This is a genomic window from Rhodobacter sp. (assembly GCA_020637515.1).
In the GTDB taxonomy this organism is placed as follows: Bacteria; Pseudomonadota; Alphaproteobacteria; order Rhodobacterales; family Rhodobacteraceae; genus Pararhodobacter.
In genome coordinates this window covers 2237275-2255527 of record JACKKG010000001.1, presented here as the reverse complement: position 1 = coordinate 2255527, position 18253 = coordinate 2237275, and the positions used below count along the sequence as shown (strand labels likewise).

The following is an 18253-nucleotide window of genomic DNA, read 5'->3' as shown; positions in this document are numbered from 1 at the left end:
AAGGACATGTCATGACCCTGACCCTGAAGATCGTCATCGGATCCACGCGCCCCGGGCGAAAGGGCCCGCAGATCGCCGACTGGGTGGCCGGCCAGGCGCGCGCGCAGGGCGGTTTCGATGTCGAGGTGGTGGACCTGGCGGCAATCGCGCTGCCGCTGCTCGACGAGGTCGAGCACCCCGTCAAGCGCGCCTATCAGCACGCGCACACGCAGACCTGGTCGGCCATCGTGGACAGCGCCGACGCCTTTGTCTTTGTCTCGCCGGAATACGATTTCTTTGCCCCCGCGTCGCTGGTCAACGCGGTGCAGACGCTGTTGCACGAATGGCGCTACAAGCCGGCGGCGATCGTCAGCTACGGCGGGGCCTCGGGCGGTTTGCGCGCGGCGCAGGTCCTGCGCGGGTTGCTGGGCAATGTCGGCATGATGGCGATCCCGCAGGGCGTCATGCTGCCGGGGTTCGCCGCGCATCTGCACGACGACGGGTTCCAGCCGCCCCAGATCGCCGCCGACAGCGCCGGCGTCATGCTGGCCGAACTGGCGAAATGGGCCGGCGCGCTGAAGCCGCTCAGGGCCTGACGCCGCGGTCGGCGCGGCCCAGCGCCCAGCCGGCCAGCGCGGTCAATGCCGCGAAGCCCAGCATCGGGCCCAGCGCGTGGCTCCAGTCGCCGTTGCCGCGGGCGACGGCGAAGGCGACCAGCGGCGCGCCGATGAACTGGCCCAGCGCCGAGCCCTGCATCAGCATCCCGTTGCCCGCGCCGACATGCCGGATCGAGGGCGCGAAGCGCGGCACCGCGCTGAACAGGCTGGGCGGGACCAGGCCGCCCGCGAACGAGAACGTCAGGCACAGCGCCAGCCGGGCCCAGACCGGCGGGCCAGGCAGGAAGATGCCCAGCGTGCACACCGCCATGATCGCCGTGCCGATCAGGATCATCGGCCCGGCGCGTCCGCCCTTGCGGATCAGCGCCCCGCCGAACAGGCAGCCCGGCACGTTCACCAGCACCACCAGCGCCGTCATCAGCGCCGCAAAGCCCAGGTCCGCGCCGAAGCTTTCCGTCAGGAAGGTCGGCAGCCAGGCCATCAGCGTCACCCACTGGAACGCATAGGCCAGAAACACCGCCGCGATCAGTTGAAAGCCGCGCGTCCGCAGCGCCTCGGCCGCCAGATGCAGGAACGGGCCACCGCGCGGTTGCGGCAGGTCCAGCCGGCGCATCTGCGCAAGAACCGCCCAGGCGATCAGCGGCACCAGCGCGACGATCAGCCACCACAGCGCGCGCCACCCCATGAGGTGCAGCAGGACCGGTGCCGACAGCATGGCCACCGCCATGCCGGTGGGGTGGTAGATGCTCCAGACCCCCAGCACCAGCCCCTGGTCGCGCAGAGCCGAGGCGGCGACCAGCACGAAGGGCAGCGAAACCGTCACGGCGATAAAGCCGACCCCCTCGACCAGGCGGCTGACGATCAGCAGCCCCAGCGACGGCGCCAGCGCCCCCAGCGCGCCGCCCAGCGCGATACAGGCAAAGCCGCCGGCCACCAGCCGCACCCGACCCAGCCGGTCGGCCAGCCCGCCGAACAGCACCGCAACCGCCATGCCCAGCACATTGAACATCGACAGCACGAATCCCGCCGCGACCAGGCCAAAGCCCAGATCGGCGCGGATCAGCGGCAGCGCGGCGGGCAGTTTGCCGACCTGCGCCGAGGCAAAGGCCCCCGACAGCACCACCACCGCCACCGCGGCCCAGGATGTGCGCTCTCTGCCTGTCATGACGGGCCCTCCCCAGTCCGTTTCGAGTATCCCCCCGGGCGCGGGATTACCAGAGGGGGCGCAAAAATCCTTCGCGCAACAAAATTGCGACCTTTTGGCCATATTCGCATCAAAGTTACGTCACACCCTTGCGCGATCCTGACCGCCGCGCTATGCTGCACCGCAACAAGATCCATGAGTCCCCCGCCGATGGCCCCTTCGAACGGAACCCGCGCCATGCTCGACACCCGCCCGAACGACAATCTGCCCCGCGGCACGATCTGCATCGAGGATCTGGAAGTCGGCCTGTCACGCCACCTGCGCAAGGAAGTGACCGACCGCGATATCGAGCTTTTCGCCGAGGTCTCGACCGACCGCAACCCGGTGCACCTGGACGACGACTATGCCCGCGATACGATCTTCGAGGGGCGCATCGCGCACGGGATGCTGACCGCCGGGCTGATTTCGGCCGTGATCGGCGAACAATTGCCCGGCCACGGCACGATCTACATGGGCCAAAGCCTGAAGTTCCTGGCCCCCGTCCGCCCCGGCGACGTGGTGCTGGCCGAGGTCACGGTGCGCGAGATCGACTACCCCAGGCGCCGGGTGACCCTTGATTGTCGCTGCACGGTGGGCAATACCACGGTCCTGAAGGGCGAGGCGCTGGTTCTGGCGCCCAGCCGCAAGTTCGACTGACCGCCGACGCGGCGGCGCCGCGGGGCAGAATGCAGACACTCACCACCTGGACCGGACTAGAGACAGGCGCGCGGGGCGCCTCGGCCGCCATGGGCAATTTCGACGGCGTGCATCGCGGCCACCAGGCGGTGATCGACGCCGCGCGCCGACCGGGCGTGCCGCTGGGTGTGGTCACCTTCGAACCGCACCCGCGCCAGGTCTTTGCCCCCGACGCACCGCCCTTCCGCCTGATGAACGCCGAGGCGCGGCGCAACCGGCTGGAAAAGCTGGGCGTGGACCTGCTGTTCGAGCTGCCCTTCACCCGCGATCTGGCCGCCCTGCCCCCCGAATCGTTCGCCCGCGACGTGCTGGCCGCCGGGCTGGGCCTGTCGCATGTCGTCGTCGGCGCGGATTTCCAGTTCGGCAAGGGCCGCGCCGGAACCGCCGAAACCCTGCGCGCCCATGGCCAGGAATTCGGCTTTGACGTCACCATCCTGCCGATCGTCGGCAGCGAGGACGGCGCGATCTCGTCCACGGCGATCCGTCAGGCGCTCAGCCTGGGCCGCGTGCGCGACGCGGCCGAGATGCTGGGTCACCGCCACCGGATCGACGGCGCGGTGCTGCACGGCGAGAAACGCGGCCGCGAGTTGGGCTATCCGACGGCGAACATGGCGGTCGAGGGGCTGCACCTGCCGAAACTGGGCGTCTACGCCGTCAAGGTCGATGTGCTGGGTGGCGCCTTTGCCGGTTGCTACGACGGCGTCGCCTCGCTGGGGGTGCGGCCGATGTTCGGCGTGAACGCCCCGAACTTCGAGGTCCATCTGTTCGACTTTCAGGGCGATCTCTATGGTCAGCACCTGTCCGTCGCCCTGGTCGATTACCTGCGCCCCGAGGCCCGGTTCGACGGCCTTCAGGCGCTGATCGACCAGATGGACGAGGACAGCCGCCAGGCCCGCGCCCTGCTGGCCCGGTTGTGATCGGGCCGGGGCCTAGCCGATCCGCGCGACCCCCTCGCTGACATAGCCCACCCCGCGCCAGACGTGGCGCAGATAGGCCTGCTCCAGCCGCTCCAGCACGAAGCCTGCGCGCTCCAGTTCCGCGACCGGGTCGCGCGTCAGATGACAGCCGCCCGCCAGCGGCTTCCACAGGGGTTCGACCCAGCGTTGCGCGCGGGCGACGCCGGGATCGGGCGCGCGGCCGTGTTCCAGGAACAGAAGCCGCCCACCCGGGCGCAGCACGCGGCGCATGTCCGCCAGCGCCGGGCTCAGCAAAGCGATGGAACACAGCGTAAAGGTCACCAACACGGTATCGACCGACTCGGCCGGCAGCGGGATCGCGGCGGCGTCCAGCAGAAGCGGCGTGAACGGCAGGCCCAGGCGCGCCGCCTCGACCTCGGCCTGGCGCAGCAGGGGCGCCGAGACATCGAGCCCCAGCACCTCGGTCACGCGCGCACGGTCGTAGTGGCGCAGGTTCAGCCCCGCGCCCGCGCCAATCTCCAGCACCCGGCCCGCGGCCCCCGGCACGACCCTGGCCCTGAGCCGGTCGATCGGTTTCACCGAACAGGCACAGCGGATCAGGGGCGGCAGGATGAACCGATCATAGAGCGACATGGCCCCGACCCTAGCACGGCCGCCGGGCGCGGGACAGGCCAGACGGGTCGGGCGGGTCGGGCGGGTCGAGCGGGTCGGGCGGGTCGGGCGGGTCGAGCGGGTCGGGCGGGTCGGGCGGGTCGAGCCCCCTTCCCTTCCGCCGCCAAATCGGCAAGGGTCGCGGGCATGACCCTGCGCCCCCGTTTCTGGGACACCGTCCCCCTGGCCGACATGACCCCCCGCGAGTGGGAGGCCCTTTGCGATGGCTGCGGCAAATGCTGCCTGGCCAAACTGGAAGACGCCGATTCGGGCGAGGTCTTCTTCACAAACATCGCCTGCCGGCTGTTCGACGACACGACCTGCCGCTGCGGCCAATACGCGCTGCGCAAGCAGATCGTGCCCGAATGCGTGATCCTGCGCCCCGAGACCATCGACGAGGTCAGCTACTGGATGCCCCGCAGTTGCGCCTATCGGCGCGTGCACGAAGGGCGCGGGCTTGCCGACTGGCACCCGTTGCTGTCGGGCGACCCCGACAGCGTCCACCGTGCCGGGGCCTCGGTCCAGGGCCGCACCGTGCCCGAATACGCCATCCCCGAGGACGACTGGGAAGACCACATCATCGACGAGGAAATCTGATGTTCTTTGCCTCTGACAACACCTCGGGCGTGCCCGATCCGATCCTTGCCGCGCTGGGACGCGCGAACGCGGGCTTCGCGATGGGTTACGGCGCCGATGCGCTGATGGATCGGGTCCGCGCCAGCATCCGCGCCACCTTCGAGGCGCCCGAGGCCGAGGTCTTTCTGGTCGCCACCGGCACCGCCGCGAATTCGCTGGCCATCGCCACCCAGGTGCAGCCCTGGAGCGCGATCTACTGTCACCGTCATGCGCATATCGAGGAAGACGAGTGCAACGCGCCCGAGTTCTACGCCGGCGGCGCCAAGTTGACGCTGCTCGACGGCACCGACGCCAAGATCGACGCGGACGCGTTCGAGGCGGCGATCGACGCGGCGCCCGGTGGCGTGCACCACGCCCAGCCCGGCATCCTGTCGCTGACCAACCTCACCGAACGCGGCGCGCGCTATTCCGTGGCCGAGATCACCCGCCTGGCCGCGATCGCCCACGCCCACGGCCTGCCCGTGCATCTGGACGGCGCGCGCTTTGCCAACGCGCTGGTGGCCGAGGGCTGCACGCCGGCCGAAATGACCTGGCGCGCCGGGGTCGATGTGCTGTCGTTCGGCGGCACAAAGAACGGGTTGATGGGGGTCGAGGCCGTGGTGCTGTTCGATCCCGCCCGGGGCGGCACCAACCGCGCCTGGGAGTTCGAGTTGCGCCGCAAGCGCGGCGGGCACCTGTTTTCCAAGCATCGCTATCTGTCGGCCCAGATGGACGCCTATCTGACCGACGATCTATGGCTGTCGCTGGCGCGCACCGCCAACGACCGGGCCGCGCGGCTGGAATCGGGGCTGCGCGGCGCCGGGGCGCGGCTGGTCCACGCGCGCGGCGGCAACATGATGTTCGCCGAATTCCCGCTGAAGGCGCACGCCGCGCTCAGGGCCGCGGGGGCGATGTATTACGACTGGCCCGCGCCCCCGCCCCACGGCGCCGGGCCCGACCACCCGCACCAATGCCGCCTGGTGACCTCGTGGTCCACCACCGAGGCGCATGTGGATCAGTTCATCGCCACGTTGACCGCCGCGCTCTGAGCCTTCCGCGCCCCTGGCCCAAGGGCCCGCGACCCGGTCGGTCCGGCGCCGGCCGGACCCGCCCGCGGTCATCGCGGCGCGGTGCCGGTCTGCACGACGTAGATCGTCAGCACCGCCGCCATGGCGACGATCTGCACCGCCAGGATGCCGTTCAACTGTTGGCGAAACGGCTCTTTGCGGATCTTGTGGCGCAGCAGCAACTGCCCCAGCTTGGCCCCGATCGACCCGCCCAGAAAGGCCAACGCCAGCAGCCGGTCCTCGGAGATGCGCCGCGCACCCGCGATCGCCGCGCGCTTGTCATGGGCAAAGGCCCAGAACGCGGCGACGTTGAGGAGGACAAGATAGACAATCACAAAAGTTTCGAACACCGGCGTCTCGTGTCGTCTGGGGTGGTCGGAAGGTTTCGGGTCGTCATAGGCAAAGCAGGCCTGAAACACAATGGCCGCAAGAGGGCGCGCCCGGCCCGCGACAGGGCAAAACCGGGGCCGCGATGGGGGCGCAACCGTTATCGCAAACACCCGCATTTGTGTGATGTTTTGCGCTAACGCCTTGCTTCCTTTCGCTTTTCGCCCTTTCTCTGCCATCATTCAAAATGTATAGATCGAACAGAGAAAAGATCGCCGCCGCGCCGGTTGCCTGCGCTTCAGGCCCACCGGACCCACACCGGCCCCAGCCCCAGCCCGGAGACAGTTCCATGACCATCACCATCGGCATCAACGGTTTCGGTCGCATCGGCCGCTGCACCCTCGCGCATATCGCCGAAAGCGCCCGCAATGATGTCGAGGTGGTCGCGATCAACGCCACCGGCCCGATCGAGACGAACGCCCACCTGCTGAAATACGATTCGGTCCATGGCCGCTTTCCCGGCACCGTCCGGGTCGAGGGCAACACCCTGGACCTGGGCCGCGGCCCGATCCGCGTGATGTCCACCTACAACCCCGACGAGCTGGACTGGGAGGGCGTGGACATCGTGCTGGAATGCACCGGCAAGTTCAACGACCGCGCCAAGGCCTCGGTGCATCTGGGCCGCGGTGCCAAACGGGTGCTGGTCTCGGCACCGGCCAAGAATGCCGACAAGACCATCGTCTACGGCGTCAACCACCGCGCGCTGACGACCGAACACCTGGTCGTGTCGAACGGGTCGTGCACCACCAACTGCCTGGCGCCGCTGGCCAAGGTCCTGAACGACGCCATCGGCATCGAATCGGGCATCATGACCACCATCCATTCCTATACCGGCGACCAGCCGACGCTGGACCGCCGCCACAAGGACCTCTACCGCGCCCGCGCCGCCGCCATGGCGATGATCCCCACCTCGACCGGCGCGGCCAAGGCCCTGGGCGAGGTCCTGCCGGAACTGGCGGGCAAGCTGGACGGCACCGCGATCCGCGTGCCCACGCCGAACGTCTCGGCGGTGGACCTGACCTTTGTCGCCGGCAAGGACGTCACCGTCGCCGACGTGAACGAGATCATGCGCGAGGCCGCCGCCGGCGCGATGGGTCATGTGCTGGCCTATGACCCCGAGCCCAAGGTCTCGATCGACTTCAACCACACCACGCATTCGTCGATCTTCGCCCCCGACCAGACCAAGGTTGTCGGCGGCCGCACCGTGCGCGTCCTGGCCTGGTATGACAACGAATGGGGCTTTTCGTGCCGCATGGCCGATGTCGCCGGCGCGATGGGCCGCCTGATCTGACGGCCCTTGCGCGATTGCGCGAAACGATGGAACCTCGGCGCTGAATGCAACGCCGGGGTTTTTTCATGGCCGATTCCTACCTGCTGACCGCCGCGGCGATCGCCGCGATGCCGGGTCTCGACAAGACGCATTTCCTGAATCCCAACGCCCGCCGGATCAACAAGTCGCTGGGCGACGCCACCGGCCTGACCGGGCTGGGCGTGCATGTGATCGAGGTCGCGCCCGGGGCCGAGACCACCGAATATCACCGCCATCACCACGAGGACGAAGCGGTCTACGTTCTGTCCGGCAGCGCCACGGCGACGATCGGCGATGCCGACCACGCCATCGGCCCCGGGGATTTCATCGGCTACCGCAAGGGCGGGCTGGCGCATACGATCGTCAACACCGGGACCGAGGTTCTGCGCCTGCTGGTCGTGGGCCAACGCCTGGCGCAGGACGTGGGCGACTATCCCCGGCTGGGCAAGCGCATCTATCGCAACGCCGGAATGGCGGCGGATGTCGTGGCGCACGCGGCCATCGAGCACCCGGTGGTCGGCGCAAAGACCTGAGCGGGGCAGCGCCGGCCGGCCGGACCTTGCCGCGCCGCGGCATTGACTTTTTGCGCCATTTGTGGTGTTAGCGCAATCACGACCCCGCCCCGGGGTCAGCGGAGCGTGACATGACCACCACCCTTGCCATCAACGGGTTCGGACGCATCGGTCGCCTGGTGCTGCGGGCGCTGATGGACCAGAAGCGGGACGACCTGCGCGTCGTCGCCATCAACGACCTGGGCCCGGTCGAAACCAACGCCCATCTGATGCGCTTCGACAGCGTGCACGGCCGGTTCCCCGGCGAGGTGACCACCGGCCCAGACTGGATGGACGTGGGCCAGGGCCCGATCCGCGTGAGCGCCCTGCGCAATCCCGCCGATCTGCCCTGGCAGGACGTCGATGTGGTGCTGGAATGCACCGGCGTCTTCACCGACGCCGAAAAGGCGCGCGTGCATTTGCAGAACGGTGCCACGCGAGTGCTGGTCTCGGCGCCGTCCAAGGGCGCGGATGCCACCATCGTCTACGGGGTCAACCACGACTCGCTGACGCCCGCGCACCGCGTGATCTCGAACGCCTCGTGCACGACCAACTGCCTGAGCCCGGTGGCCAAGGTGCTGCACGACACCGTCGGCATCACCAAAGGGTTCATGACGACGATCCATTCCTACACCGGCGACCAGCCCACGCTGGACACGCTGCACCGGGACCTTTACCGCGCCCGCGCCGCCGCGCTCAGCATGATCCCCACCTCGACCGGGGCGGCCCGGGCGGTGGGGCTGGTGCTGCCGGCGCTGGACGGAAAGCTTGACGGGGTGGCGATCCGGGTGCCCACGCCCAATGTCTCGGCGGTGGACCTGACCATCGAGGCCGCGCGCGCCACCTCGATGGAAGAGATCAACGCCGCGCTCGTCGCCGCCGCCGCCGCGGGCCCGCTGAAGGGCATCCTGGGCATCACCGAGGCCAGGAATGTCTCGATCGACTTCAACCACGACAACCGCTCGTCCATTGTCGCGCTGGACCAGACGCGGGTGCTGGGGGGCACCATGGTGCGGGTGCTGGCCTGGTATGACAACGAATGGGGCTTTTCCAACCGGATGCTCGACACCGCCGCCGCCATCGCCAGGCTGGGCTGAGGCCCGCCACTGTTTCAGCGGCTGAGGAAAATGTGTCCCTTCTGGCCCTCGCCCAGGAGGGATTTTCCTTTTAATCTGGGGCCATGGATCTCGTTGCCATCGTTGCCACCGCGTCTGTCCTGTTTGCGCTGATCGGCCTGTCCGAGCCGGTCGCGGACCGGCTGCGGCTGCCCTCGACGGTGATCCTGGCGCTGATCGGCATCCTGCTGGGCGCGACCTCGGCGCTGGTGGCCTGGCTGCCGCCGTCGCAGGCCCTGAGCGAGGCCGCGCAGCTCGTGCAGAACCTGCCGATCCGCTCGAACCTGTTTCTCTATGTCTTTCTGCCGACCCTGATCTTCCAGGTCTCGCTGTCCATCGACCTCAGGCGGATGCTGGACGACTGGGTGCCGATCCTGTCGCTGGCGGTGGTCGCGGTCGTCGTCAGCACGCTGGTGGTGGGCTGGGCGCTGGTGCCGTTCAGCGGCCTGTCGCTGTTCGCCTGCCTGATGATCGGCGCCATCGTATCGACCACCGACCCCTCGGCCGTGGTCGGCATCTTTCGCGCGACACCGGCCCCCCTCAGGCTGGCCCGCATCGTCGAGGGCGAGAGCCTGCTCAACGACGCCGCCGCGATCGCGCTGTTCTCGCTGTTCTTCGCCTTTGTCGCTTTTGGCATCCCCAACCCGCGGCTGACCGACGTGGTGGTGCAGTTCCCCTGGCTGGTCGGTGGCGGCGCGGCCTCGGGCTGGCTGGCGGGGCGGCTGGCGCTGGCGGCGATCGCGCGGCTGGGGGATCACCCGCTGGGGCAGGTCTCGCTGTCGGTCGCGCTGCCTTATGCGGTCTACATCCTGGCGGAAACACTGTTGGGGGCCTCGGGCGTGATCGCCGTGGTGGCGGCCGGCCTGGCGCTGAATTTTCACGCGCCGGGCACGCTGTCGGCGGGCGCACGCGCGACCCTGCGCGAGACCTGGGACCTGCTGGGCTACTGGGCCGGGGGGCTGATCTTCGTGCTGGCGGCCATCCTGATCCCGCGCCTTCTGGCCAGCGCGCAGGCCTTTGACCTGGTGCTGATCGCGATCACCGTGGTGGCGACGCTGGCCGCGCGCGCGGCGATCCTGTTCGGCCTGATGCCGCTCCTGACCCGCCTGAACCTGTCGCCCCGGGTCGAGGGGCGCCAACGCGCGGCGATCCTTTGGGGCGGGCTCCGAGGGGCGGTGACGCTGGCGCTGGCGCTGGCCGTGACCGAAAGCTTCCGCATTCCGCCCGACATCAAGCGCCAGGTCGGCATCATCGCCACCGGCTTCACACTGTTCACGCTGATCGTGCAGGGCACCAGCCTGCGCTGGGTCATCCATCGGCTGGGGCTGGACCGGCTGTCGCCCCTGGATGCGGCATTGTCGGCGCAGGTCGTCGCCGTCGCCCTGCAATCGGTGCGCGAGACCGTCAGCGAAACCGCGCGCGAGATCGGCCTTGCGCGCGAAACCGTGCGCGACGAGGCCAAGCGGTTCGCCGCCCGGGTGGACCAGGCCGTGGCCGAGGCCGACGAACGCGCCGACATCCCTGACCGCGACCGCATCACGCTGGGGCTGGTCGCACTGGCCGGCCGCGAGCGCGATCTGGTGATGGCCAGCTTCAGTGACGGGCTGCTGCCGCCCCGGCTGGCCACGCGCATGGTCGCCGACGCCGACCGCCTGATCGAGGGCACGCGCACCGGCGGGCGGCTGGGCTATCTGAACACCGCGCGCTTCGTCCAGCGCAGCGGGCCCTTGCAGGGGTTGGCGGGCGTGCTGCACAACCGGCTGCACCTGTCGGGCCTGCTGGCGCGCCAGACCGCCGACCGGTTCGAACATCTGGTCGCCCTGGGCCCCATCCTGCGCGAGATGCATGGCTTCATCGACACCCGGATTCGCCGCATCCACGGCAAGCGGGTGGCGGATCTGCTGCACGACCTGCTGGAACGCCGCATCGAACAGGCCGACCGTGCGCTGGACGGTCTCAGGCTGCAATTCCCCGGTTATGCCGAGGACCTGGAGCGCCGCCTGATCCGGCAGATGGTGCTGGCGCAGGAGGAACACGAATACGCCGCCCTGGTCGATGACGGGCTGATCGGCCCCGAACTGCGTCACGCGCTGACGATGGGGATCGCCAGGCGGCGCAACGCGCAGGCGCGCCGCCCGCGGCTGGATCTGGCGATCCAGCGCACCACGCTGATCGCGGCCTTTCCGCTGTTCGCCGACATGCCCGAATCGCGCCGCGCGATGCTGATCCGCCGGATGCGCACGAATTACGCCGCGCCCGGCACCGTGCTGCTGGAACGCAACGAGGTGCCGCGCAAGGTCTGGTTCATCGCCTCGGGCGCGGTCGAGCAGGTGCGCGCGGGCGTGGTGCTGCGGCTGGGCCCGGGCGAGATGTTCGGCCACCTGGCGCTGCTGCGCCGCGGCCTCAGGCGCGGGCGGACCACGGCGATCACGCATTGCACGCTGCTGACGCTGGACGAGGCCCGCTTTCAGGACCTGCTGCGCAAGGATGCGGGGCTCAGGCAGGCGGTGCTGGACAGCGCCCGCACGCGCGGCGTCGCGCTGGATCTCGAGGCGCTCGAGGGCGCGCCGGCCCCCGCCTGACCCCGTGCCGCGCCCGCGCGCCCGCGGCGGGCGCGGGGGGCGCGGCCGCTCAGCGGTCGCGGCTCAGCGCCGGACCAAAGCGGTCGCGCAGCGCGGTGTTGATCGGCGCGGGCACGAATTTGGTGACGTCGCCCCCCAGGCGGGCGATTTCCTTGACCAGCTTCGAGGCGATCGCCTGGCGGCGCGCATCGGCCATCAGGAACACGGTCTCGATCTTGTCGTCGAGCGCGCGGTTCATGCCGACCATCTGGAATTCGTATTCGAAATCCGCGACCGCGCGCAGACCCCGGATGATGACCCCGGCGCCGACATCGCGGGCGCAGTCGATCAGCAGGTTCTCGAACGGGTGCACGACGATCTCGACGCCGGTGCGCGCGGACAGCGCCGCCGTCTCGCCCTCGACCATCGCCACGCGTTCGTCCAGAGAGAACAGCGGCCCTTTGTCGCGGTTGATCGCCACGCCGATCACCAGACGGTCCACCAGTGCGCAGGCGCGGGTGATGATGTCCATATGGCCCAGCGTCAGCGGGTCGAAGGTCCCCGGATACAGTCCGATACGCATGGTCACCCCCTTGCGGCTGTCGATTCCGGGGCCACGCAACAATATTGCGCGCAACAATGCAAGTGCAGAAACGGACGGTCGCGGCCTTCTGCCCTGCCCGGCTCCGGGTCGCGATGGCTGTTGCGGTCCCGGGTCGCGATGGCTGTTGCGGTCTCGGGTCAGTTGCCCATGATCATGCCGGTCAGCGCATCCTTCTCGGCCTGCAATTCGCTCAAGCGCGCCGCGACCACATCCCCGATCGAGATGAAGCCGATCATGATGTTGTCTTCCATCACCGGCATGTGGCGAAAGCGGCGAGTGGTCATGGTTTCCAGCACCGAAAGCGTGGTGTCGCCCGGCGCGCAGGAATAGATGGCGCGGGTCATCACCTTGTCCACGGTCTGGTCCAGGCAGGCCGGCCCCGCGCGGCCCAGTTCGCGAACGATGTCGCGCTCGGACACGATCCCTTGCGCGGCCTTGCCGTCGGCCGAGACCACCACGGCCCCGATCCGGCGGGTGGACAGCAATTCGACCACCTCACGGAGCGTCGAACCGGGCGCGATGGTCACGATCCCCGTTCCCTTGGTCTTGAGAATCTGGCTGACAATCATGAGGCACCTCCGTTCGTCTCGGGTTGTCTTTTTGCAGTCGGCATCCTGCCCGGGACTCTGTCAAGGGTTGTTTTCATTTGACAAGGCATCGTCACGGCCCCCGGCGGGCCCGTCCTCGACCATCTGCTCGAGCCGCTGGGTCTCGGTCCGCATCCCGTGCGTCAGCGCCTCGGCGAAGCGGTCGATACGCGGCACGTTGCGGTCGTCGGCGTGCCGCACCAGGTAAAAGGCGCGGGTCAGGCTGAACGCCTTGGCCAACACCCGGCGCACCCCCGGCGCGGCGGGCAGCGCAAAGTCGTGCACCACCCCAACCCCCGCGCCTTGCCGCATCAGGTTCAGCTGCACCGACACCGAATTCGATGCGACCGGGGGCTGTTCCACCCCCAGGTCGGCCAGGTATTCCAGCTCGCGGTCGAAGATCATGTCGGGAATGTAGCCGATCACGCGATGCGCGCGCAGGTCTTCGATCCGCGTCAGGGCCGGCGCGGCGCGCAGATAGGCGTCCGAGGCCGCCAGGTGCAACCGGTAATCGGTGATCCGGGTGGCGATCACCCGCCCCTGTTCCGGGCGCGACACGGCGATCACCATGTCGGCCTCGCGCCGGGTCAGGCTGAAGACGCGCGGCAAGGCGACGATCTGAACCTCGAGCCCCGGGTTCTGCGCGACGATCCCCGCCACCACCTGCGGCAGCAGGTAGTTGGCGCAGCCGTCCGGCGCACCGATCCGCACCTGCCCGCTGATCCCCTCGGCCGGGCCGACCAGCGCGTCGCGGGCGCGCGCGACCTCGCCCTCCATCGCCTCGGCGTGGGCGACCAGGCGCCCGCCCTCGTCGGTCAGCAGATAGCCCTGCGGGGACCGCGTGAAGAGCCGCGCGGCCAGGGCCACCTCCAGGCGCGCAATGCGCCGGCCCACGGTGGCCGCGTCCATCTTCAGCACACGGCCCGCGCGCGACAGGCTTTCCCCCCGCGCCACCGCCAGAAACACCTTCAGATCGTCCCAATCGGCCATCAGCTTTGCATCCTTGCAAAACGCCTTTTGGGAAGTTGCCTCTGTTCAGGCCATTTCCGCAAGACTATTGTGCGCCCAAACCCCAGGAGGAGGATCCCATGAAGGAAATCGGTCACTGGATCGACGGCAAGCTGGTCGCGGGCACGTCGGGACGCTTTGCGGATGTCTACAACCCCGCCACCGGCGAGGTTCAGGCCAAGGTCGCGCTGGCGTCGAAAGCCGAACTCGATGCCGCCATCGCCTCTGCCGCCCAGGCGCAAAAGGCCTGGGGCGCCACCAACCCGCAGCGCCGCGCGCGTGTGATGATGGCGCTGGTCGGCCTGCTCAACCGCGACATGGACAAGCTGGCCGAGGCCCTGTCGGCCGAGCATGGCAAGACCTTCCCCGACGCCAAGGGCGACGTGCAGCGCGGGCTCGAGGTCATCGAATTCAGCATCGGCGCGCCGCAGATGCTGAAGGGCGACTTCACCGATTCCGCGGGCCCCGGCATCGACATGTATTCGCTGCGCCAGCCGCTGGGCGTGGTCGCGGGCATCACGCCCTTCAACTTTCCGGCCATGATCCCGTTGTGGAAAATGGGCCCCGCGCTGTCCTCGGGCAACGCGATGATCCTGAAACCGTCGGAACGCGATCCCTCCGTGCCGCTGATGATCGCCGCGCTGTGCAAGGAAGCCGGCCTTCCCGACGGCGTGCTTCAGGTCATCAACGGCGACAAGGAGGCCGTTGACGGCATCCTGGACAGCGACGTGATCCAGGCGGTGGGCTTTGTCGGCTCGACCCCGATCGCGCAATACATCTACAGCCGCGCGGCGGCGACGGGCAAGCGCGCGCAATGCTTTGGCGGCGCCAAGAACCACATGATCATCATGCCTGATGCCGACATGGACCTGGCCGCCGACGCACTGGTCGGTGCGGGCTATGGCGCGGCGGGCGAACGCTGCATGGCGATCTCGGTCGCGGTGCCGGTCGGCGAAGGCACCGCCGAGGCCCTGCGCCAGCGCCTGGTGCCCAAGATCGAGGCCCTCAAGGTCGGCCCCTACACCGCCGGCAACGACGTGGACTTTGGCCCGGTCGTCACCGCCGCCGCCAAGGCGAACATCCTGCGGCTGGTGGAAACCGGCGTTCAGCAGGGCGCGGAACTGGTCGTCGATGGCCGCAACTTCTCGCTGCAAGGGTATGAGAACGGCTTTTTTGTCGGCCCGCACCTGTTCGACCACGTGACCACCGACATGGACATCTACAAGACCGAGATCTTCGGCCCGGTTCTGTCGATGGTGCGCGCGAAAACGTATGAAGAAGCGATCAACATGGCGATCGACCACGAATACGGCAACGGCACGGCGATCTTCACCCGCGACGGCGACACCGCCCGCGATTTCGCCAACCGCATCAACATCGGGATGGTGGGCATCAACGTGCCGATCCCGGTGCCGCTGGCCTATCACACCTTTGGCGGCTGGAAGAAGTCGGGCTTCGGCGACCTGAACCAGCACGGCCCGGATGGCTTCCGCTTCTACACGCGGACCAAGACGGTCACCGCGCGCTGGCCCTCGGGCATCAAGGAAGGCGCCGCCTTCAATTTCAAGGCGATGGACTGAGATCGTCCCGCCCCCGGGCGCGGCGCAGGCCGCGACACGGGGGCGGGCCCCTCGGGGCTGCGAGGCCGGGTCTTTTGGGTGGAAAACCTCGATCATGCGGGTAAAACTTCGCTCTCGATACCAGCGCGAGCGGAGGTCCCGTGCCAGCAACCTTTCGAATCCTGCCAGAGCGCGGTCTGGTCTATGTCCAGTACACGGGCTTTGTCCGGATCGACGAGACCCGGCAACTGATCGCGACCTACCTGAAGCACCCCGACCGGCACCCCGGGCAAAAGCAGCTTGTGGACCTGTCGGGCGTCACCGGATTCGAGCAGGATTTCGTCCGCCTGATGGCCTTGCAGGCCGCCAAGGCCGCGATCTTCAGCCCCGATGCGCGGACCCAGACCCTGATGGTCTATTTCGCGCCCACCGAGGTCAGCTACGCCATGGCGCGGCTGATCCTGCGATCGTGGAACGGCGTGACGCATGTCATCGCCACCGCCCAACGCCACGAGGCCGAGGCCCTCGACATTCTGGGCCAGCCCGAGCGACGCCTGGAGGATCTGCTGTCGGCGGCCCGCTGAGGGGCCGCGCTCGGCCGGTCGATTCCGGCGGGCGTGTCGGGCGCCCCGCAACCATGACCGAACCACAAAGGGACCGCCGATGGATTTCGCGCTGACCGAGGAACAAATCGCCATCTACGACATGGCCCTGGCCTTTGGGCAGGAGCATATCGCCCCCTTCGCCCGCCAGTGGGAGGCCGAGGGCACGATCCCGCGCGACCTGTGGCCGAAACTGGCGGAACTGGGATTCGGCGGGCTTTACGTGAGCGAACAGAACAACGGCACGGGGCTGACCCGGCTGGACGCGACACTGGTGTTCGAGGCCCTGAGCCAGGCCTGCCCTTCGGTCGCCTCCTTCCTGTCCATTCACAACATGTGCGCGGCGATGCTCGACCGCTTCGGCTCGGACGAGGTCAAGGCGCGCCACCTGGCGCCCGCCGTCACCATGGACAAGGTGCTGTCCTATTGCCTGACGGAACCGGGCGCGGGTTCGGACGCGGCCGCGTTGAAGACCCGGGCCGAGAAGACGAACGAAGGCTACCGCCTGACCGGCACCAAGGCCTTCATCTCGGGCGGGGGGTATTCGGATGCCTATGTCGTGATGTGCCGCACCGGCGGCGAGGGGCCCAGGGGGATCAGCACCGTCGTCGTCGAACACGGCCGCCCGGGGCTGAGCTATGGCGGGCTCGAGGACAAGATGGGCTGGCGCGCGCAGCCCACGCGGCAGGTGCAGTTCGACGACTGCCTGACCCCACTCGAGAACCTGGTCGGGCAGGAGGGCGACGGTTTCAAATACGCGATGATCGGGCTCGACGGGGGGCGGCTGAACATCTCGGCCTGTTCGCTGGGCGGGGCGCAGGCCGCGCTGGACCGGACGCTGGCCTACATGGGCGAGCGGCAGGCCTTTGGCAAGACGATCGACCAGTTCCAGGCGCTGCAATTCCGTCTGGCCGACATGGAGATCGAGCTGCAAGCGGCCCGCACCTATCTGCGCCAGGCAGCGTGGAAACTGGACCACAAGACCCCCGACGCGACCAGATTCTGCGCCATGGCCAAGAAATTCGTGACCGAAGCGGGCTCGCGCGTGGCGGACCAGTGCCTGCAACTGCATGGCGGCTACGGCTATCTGGCCGATTACGGCATCGAAAAGATCGTGCGCGACCTGCGGGTGCACCAGATCCTCGAAGGCACGAACGAGATCATGCGGCTGATCACCGTGCGCGCGCTGTTGGCGGAGCGCGGCTGATGGCCGACATCCTGATCCGCAAAGAGGGCCGCGCGGGCCGCCTGACGCTGAACCGCCCACAGGCGCTGAACGCGCTGACCCACGCGATCTGCCTTGAGACCGAGCGCGCGCTTCTCGACTGGCGCGACGACCCCGAGGTGGCGGTGGTGATCCTCGACGCGGCCGGCGACCGGGCGTTCTGCGCGGGCGGCGACATCGCGCAGGTGACGGCGGCGGGGCGACAGGGCGACTATGCCATGGGACGCGATTTCTGGCGCGACGAATACCGCATGAACCTGCTGTTCTCGCGGTATCCCAAACCCGTCGTCAGCTTCCTGAACGGGTTCGTCATGGGCGGCGGTGTCGGCTATGGCTGCCATGTCGGGCACCGGATCGTGGGCGAAAGCACCCAGATGGCGATGCCCGAATGCGGCATCGGGCTGATCCCCGACGTCGGCGGCACCTGGCTGTTGGCGCGCGCGCCGGGCGCCCTGGGGGTCTACCTGGCACTGACCGCCGCCCGGATGGGCCCGGGCGATGCGATCCACGCGGGGTTCGCGGATGCCTTTGTGCCGCAAACCGACTGGGACGCGGTCAAGGACCGGCTGATCGAAACCGGCGATCCGGCCACCCTGCCCCGTCACGCCGCGCCCGAAAGCCCGCTGGCCGCCGCGCAGGCGGTGATCGACCGGCTGTTCGCGGGCGCCGATATTCCCGCGATCGTCGCCGCATTGCGTGCCGACGAGAGCCCCTTGGCCGCCGGCGCGCTGAAGGCGATCTTGCGCAATGCGCCGCTCAGCATGGCTTCGACGCTGGCGATGTTGCGGCCTCCGCCCGCCTCGCTGGCCGAGGCCCTGGCCCAGGAATTCCGCTGGACCTGGCGCAGCATGGAGCACGGTGATTTCATCGAAGGCGTGCGCGCGCAAATCCTGGACAAGGATCGCAACCCGCGTTGGCAGCACCCCACCCCCGAGGCCGTGACCCCGGCCGAGGTCGCGCGGATGCTGGCGCCCCTGGGCGCGCAGGAACTGACCATCGCCTGAGGGCGCAAACAGGAGG

The 18253-nt window shown here is 68.8% G+C and carries 19 protein-coding genes; 13 read left to right on the top strand and 6 right to left on the bottom strand.

Annotation, left to right across the window (positions count from 1 at the left end; translation table 11 throughout):
* Positions 1-11: 11 nt before the first annotated feature.
* Positions 12-575 carry an NAD(P)H-dependent oxidoreductase gene (locus tag H6900_11085; GenBank protein MCC0073818.1) on the top strand — a complete coding sequence of 188 codons (564 nt, stop codon included), beginning with the start codon at positions 12-14 and terminating at the stop codon, positions 573-575.
* On the opposite strand, the gene H6900_11080 is transcribed toward H6900_11085, so the two are convergent.
* The gene (locus H6900_11080) at positions 565-1761 is read right to left on the bottom strand and encodes an MFS transporter (GenBank protein MCC0073817.1); all 1197 of its coding nucleotides are present in this window, start codon (positions 1759-1761) and stop codon (positions 565-567) included. The two genes, H6900_11085 and H6900_11080, sit on opposite strands and share 11 nt — an antisense overlap.
* A gap of 216 nt (positions 1762-1977) precedes the next feature.
* Here H6900_11080 and H6900_11075 point away from each other — a divergent pair, with 216 nt between their 5' ends.
* Together H6900_11075 and H6900_11070 are read left to right on the top strand one after the other, a co-directional pair.
* Complete coding sequence (locus H6900_11075) at positions 1978-2436, top strand: MaoC family dehydratase (GenBank protein ID MCC0073816.1); 459 nt, start codon at positions 1978-1980, stop codon at positions 2434-2436.
* Positions 2437-2465: 29 nt separating this feature from the next.
* Positions 2466-3392, top strand: coding sequence for a bifunctional riboflavin kinase/FAD synthetase (locus H6900_11070; GenBank protein MCC0073815.1), 927 nt, complete (start codon positions 2466-2468; stop codon positions 3390-3392).
* A gap of 12 nt (positions 3393-3404) precedes the next feature.
* Here the strand turns inward: H6900_11070 and H6900_11065 are convergent, their stop codons facing one another.
* Positions 3405-4025, bottom strand: a complete 621-nt coding sequence (locus tag H6900_11065) for a class I SAM-dependent methyltransferase (GenBank protein ID MCC0073814.1) — start codon at positions 4023-4025, stop codon at positions 3405-3407.
* 165 nt (positions 4026-4190) lie between these two features.
* Here H6900_11065 and H6900_11060 point away from each other — a divergent pair, with 165 nt between their 5' ends.
* The gene (locus H6900_11060) at positions 4191-4640 is read left to right on the top strand and encodes a YcgN family cysteine cluster protein (GenBank protein MCC0073813.1); all 450 of its coding nucleotides are present in this window, start codon (positions 4191-4193) and stop codon (positions 4638-4640) included.
* The gene (locus H6900_11055; protein MCC0073812.1) at positions 4640-5707 is read left to right on the top strand and encodes a low specificity L-threonine aldolase; all 1068 of its coding nucleotides are present in this window, start codon (positions 4640-4642) and stop codon (positions 5705-5707) included. The genes H6900_11060 and H6900_11055 overlap by 1 nt, the downstream gene beginning before the upstream one ends.
* 68 nt (positions 5708-5775) lie before the next feature.
* Here the strand turns inward: H6900_11055 and H6900_11050 are convergent, their stop codons facing one another.
* Positions 5776-6231 (bottom strand): DUF1294 domain-containing protein, encoded by a 456-nt coding sequence (locus H6900_11050; GenBank protein ID MCC0073811.1) that lies wholly within the window; start codon positions 6229-6231, stop codon positions 5776-5778.
* A gap of 170 nt (positions 6232-6401) precedes the next feature.
* Here H6900_11050 and gap (H6900_11045) point away from each other — a divergent pair, with 170 nt between their 5' ends.
* The 4 genes from gap (H6900_11045) (at position 6402) to H6900_11030 (ending at position 11669) form a co-directional block, all read left to right on the top strand.
* Positions 6402-7403 (top strand): type I glyceraldehyde-3-phosphate dehydrogenase, encoded by a 1002-nt coding sequence (gene gap, locus H6900_11045; protein MCC0073810.1) that lies wholly within the window; start codon positions 6402-6404, stop codon positions 7401-7403.
* A gap of 65 nt (positions 7404-7468) precedes the next feature.
* Positions 7469-7954, top strand: coding sequence for a cupin domain-containing protein (locus H6900_11040; protein ID MCC0073809.1), 486 nt, complete (start codon positions 7469-7471; stop codon positions 7952-7954).
* A 110-nt stretch (positions 7955-8064) separates the two neighbouring features.
* Positions 8065-9069: a type I glyceraldehyde-3-phosphate dehydrogenase gene (gap, locus tag H6900_11035; GenBank protein MCC0073808.1), complete on the top strand. Its 1005-nt coding sequence runs from the start codon at positions 8065-8067 to the stop codon at positions 9067-9069.
* Between the two features lie 83 nt (positions 9070-9152).
* On the top strand, positions 9153-11669 hold the full coding sequence (locus tag H6900_11030) for a cation:proton antiporter (GenBank protein MCC0073807.1): 2517 nt from the start codon (positions 9153-9155) through the stop codon (positions 11667-11669).
* 49 nt (positions 11670-11718) lie between these two features.
* Here the strand turns inward: H6900_11030 and coaD are convergent, their stop codons facing one another.
* From coaD to H6900_11015, 3 genes are all read right to left on the bottom strand, one after another.
* The gene (gene coaD / locus H6900_11025; GenBank protein ID MCC0073806.1) at positions 11719-12231 is read right to left on the bottom strand and encodes a pantetheine-phosphate adenylyltransferase; all 513 of its coding nucleotides are present in this window, start codon (positions 12229-12231) and stop codon (positions 11719-11721) included.
* Between the two features lie 158 nt (positions 12232-12389).
* Complete coding sequence (locus H6900_11020; protein MCC0073805.1) at positions 12390-12821, bottom strand: CBS domain-containing protein; 432 nt, start codon at positions 12819-12821, stop codon at positions 12390-12392.
* A gap of 60 nt (positions 12822-12881) precedes the next feature.
* The gene (locus tag H6900_11015) at positions 12882-13832 is read right to left on the bottom strand and encodes a LysR family transcriptional regulator (GenBank protein MCC0073804.1); all 951 of its coding nucleotides are present in this window, start codon (positions 13830-13832) and stop codon (positions 12882-12884) included.
* A gap of 95 nt (positions 13833-13927) precedes the next feature.
* Between H6900_11015 and H6900_11010 the strand changes: the two genes are divergently transcribed.
* The 4 genes from H6900_11010 to H6900_10995 all read left to right on the top strand — a co-directional run bounded on the left by H6900_11010 (position 13928) and on the right by H6900_10995 (position 18237).
* Complete coding sequence (locus tag H6900_11010; GenBank protein MCC0073803.1) at positions 13928-15427, top strand: CoA-acylating methylmalonate-semialdehyde dehydrogenase; 1500 nt, start codon at positions 13928-13930, stop codon at positions 15425-15427.
* Positions 15428-15567: 140 nt separating this feature from the next.
* Entirely contained in the window at positions 15568-15990 is a 423-nt protein-coding gene (locus H6900_11005) for a hypothetical protein (GenBank protein MCC0073802.1), read from the top strand.
* A gap of 79 nt (positions 15991-16069) precedes the next feature.
* Positions 16070-17215 carry an acyl-CoA dehydrogenase family protein gene (locus tag H6900_11000; protein MCC0073801.1) on the top strand — a complete coding sequence of 382 codons (1146 nt, stop codon included), beginning with the start codon at positions 16070-16072 and terminating at the stop codon, positions 17213-17215.
* Positions 17215-18237, top strand: a complete 1023-nt coding sequence (locus H6900_10995) for an enoyl-CoA hydratase/isomerase family protein (protein MCC0073800.1) — start codon at positions 17215-17217, stop codon at positions 18235-18237. Before H6900_11000 ends, H6900_10995 begins: the two co-directional genes overlap by 1 nt.
* Positions 18238-18253: the final 16 nt, after the last annotated feature.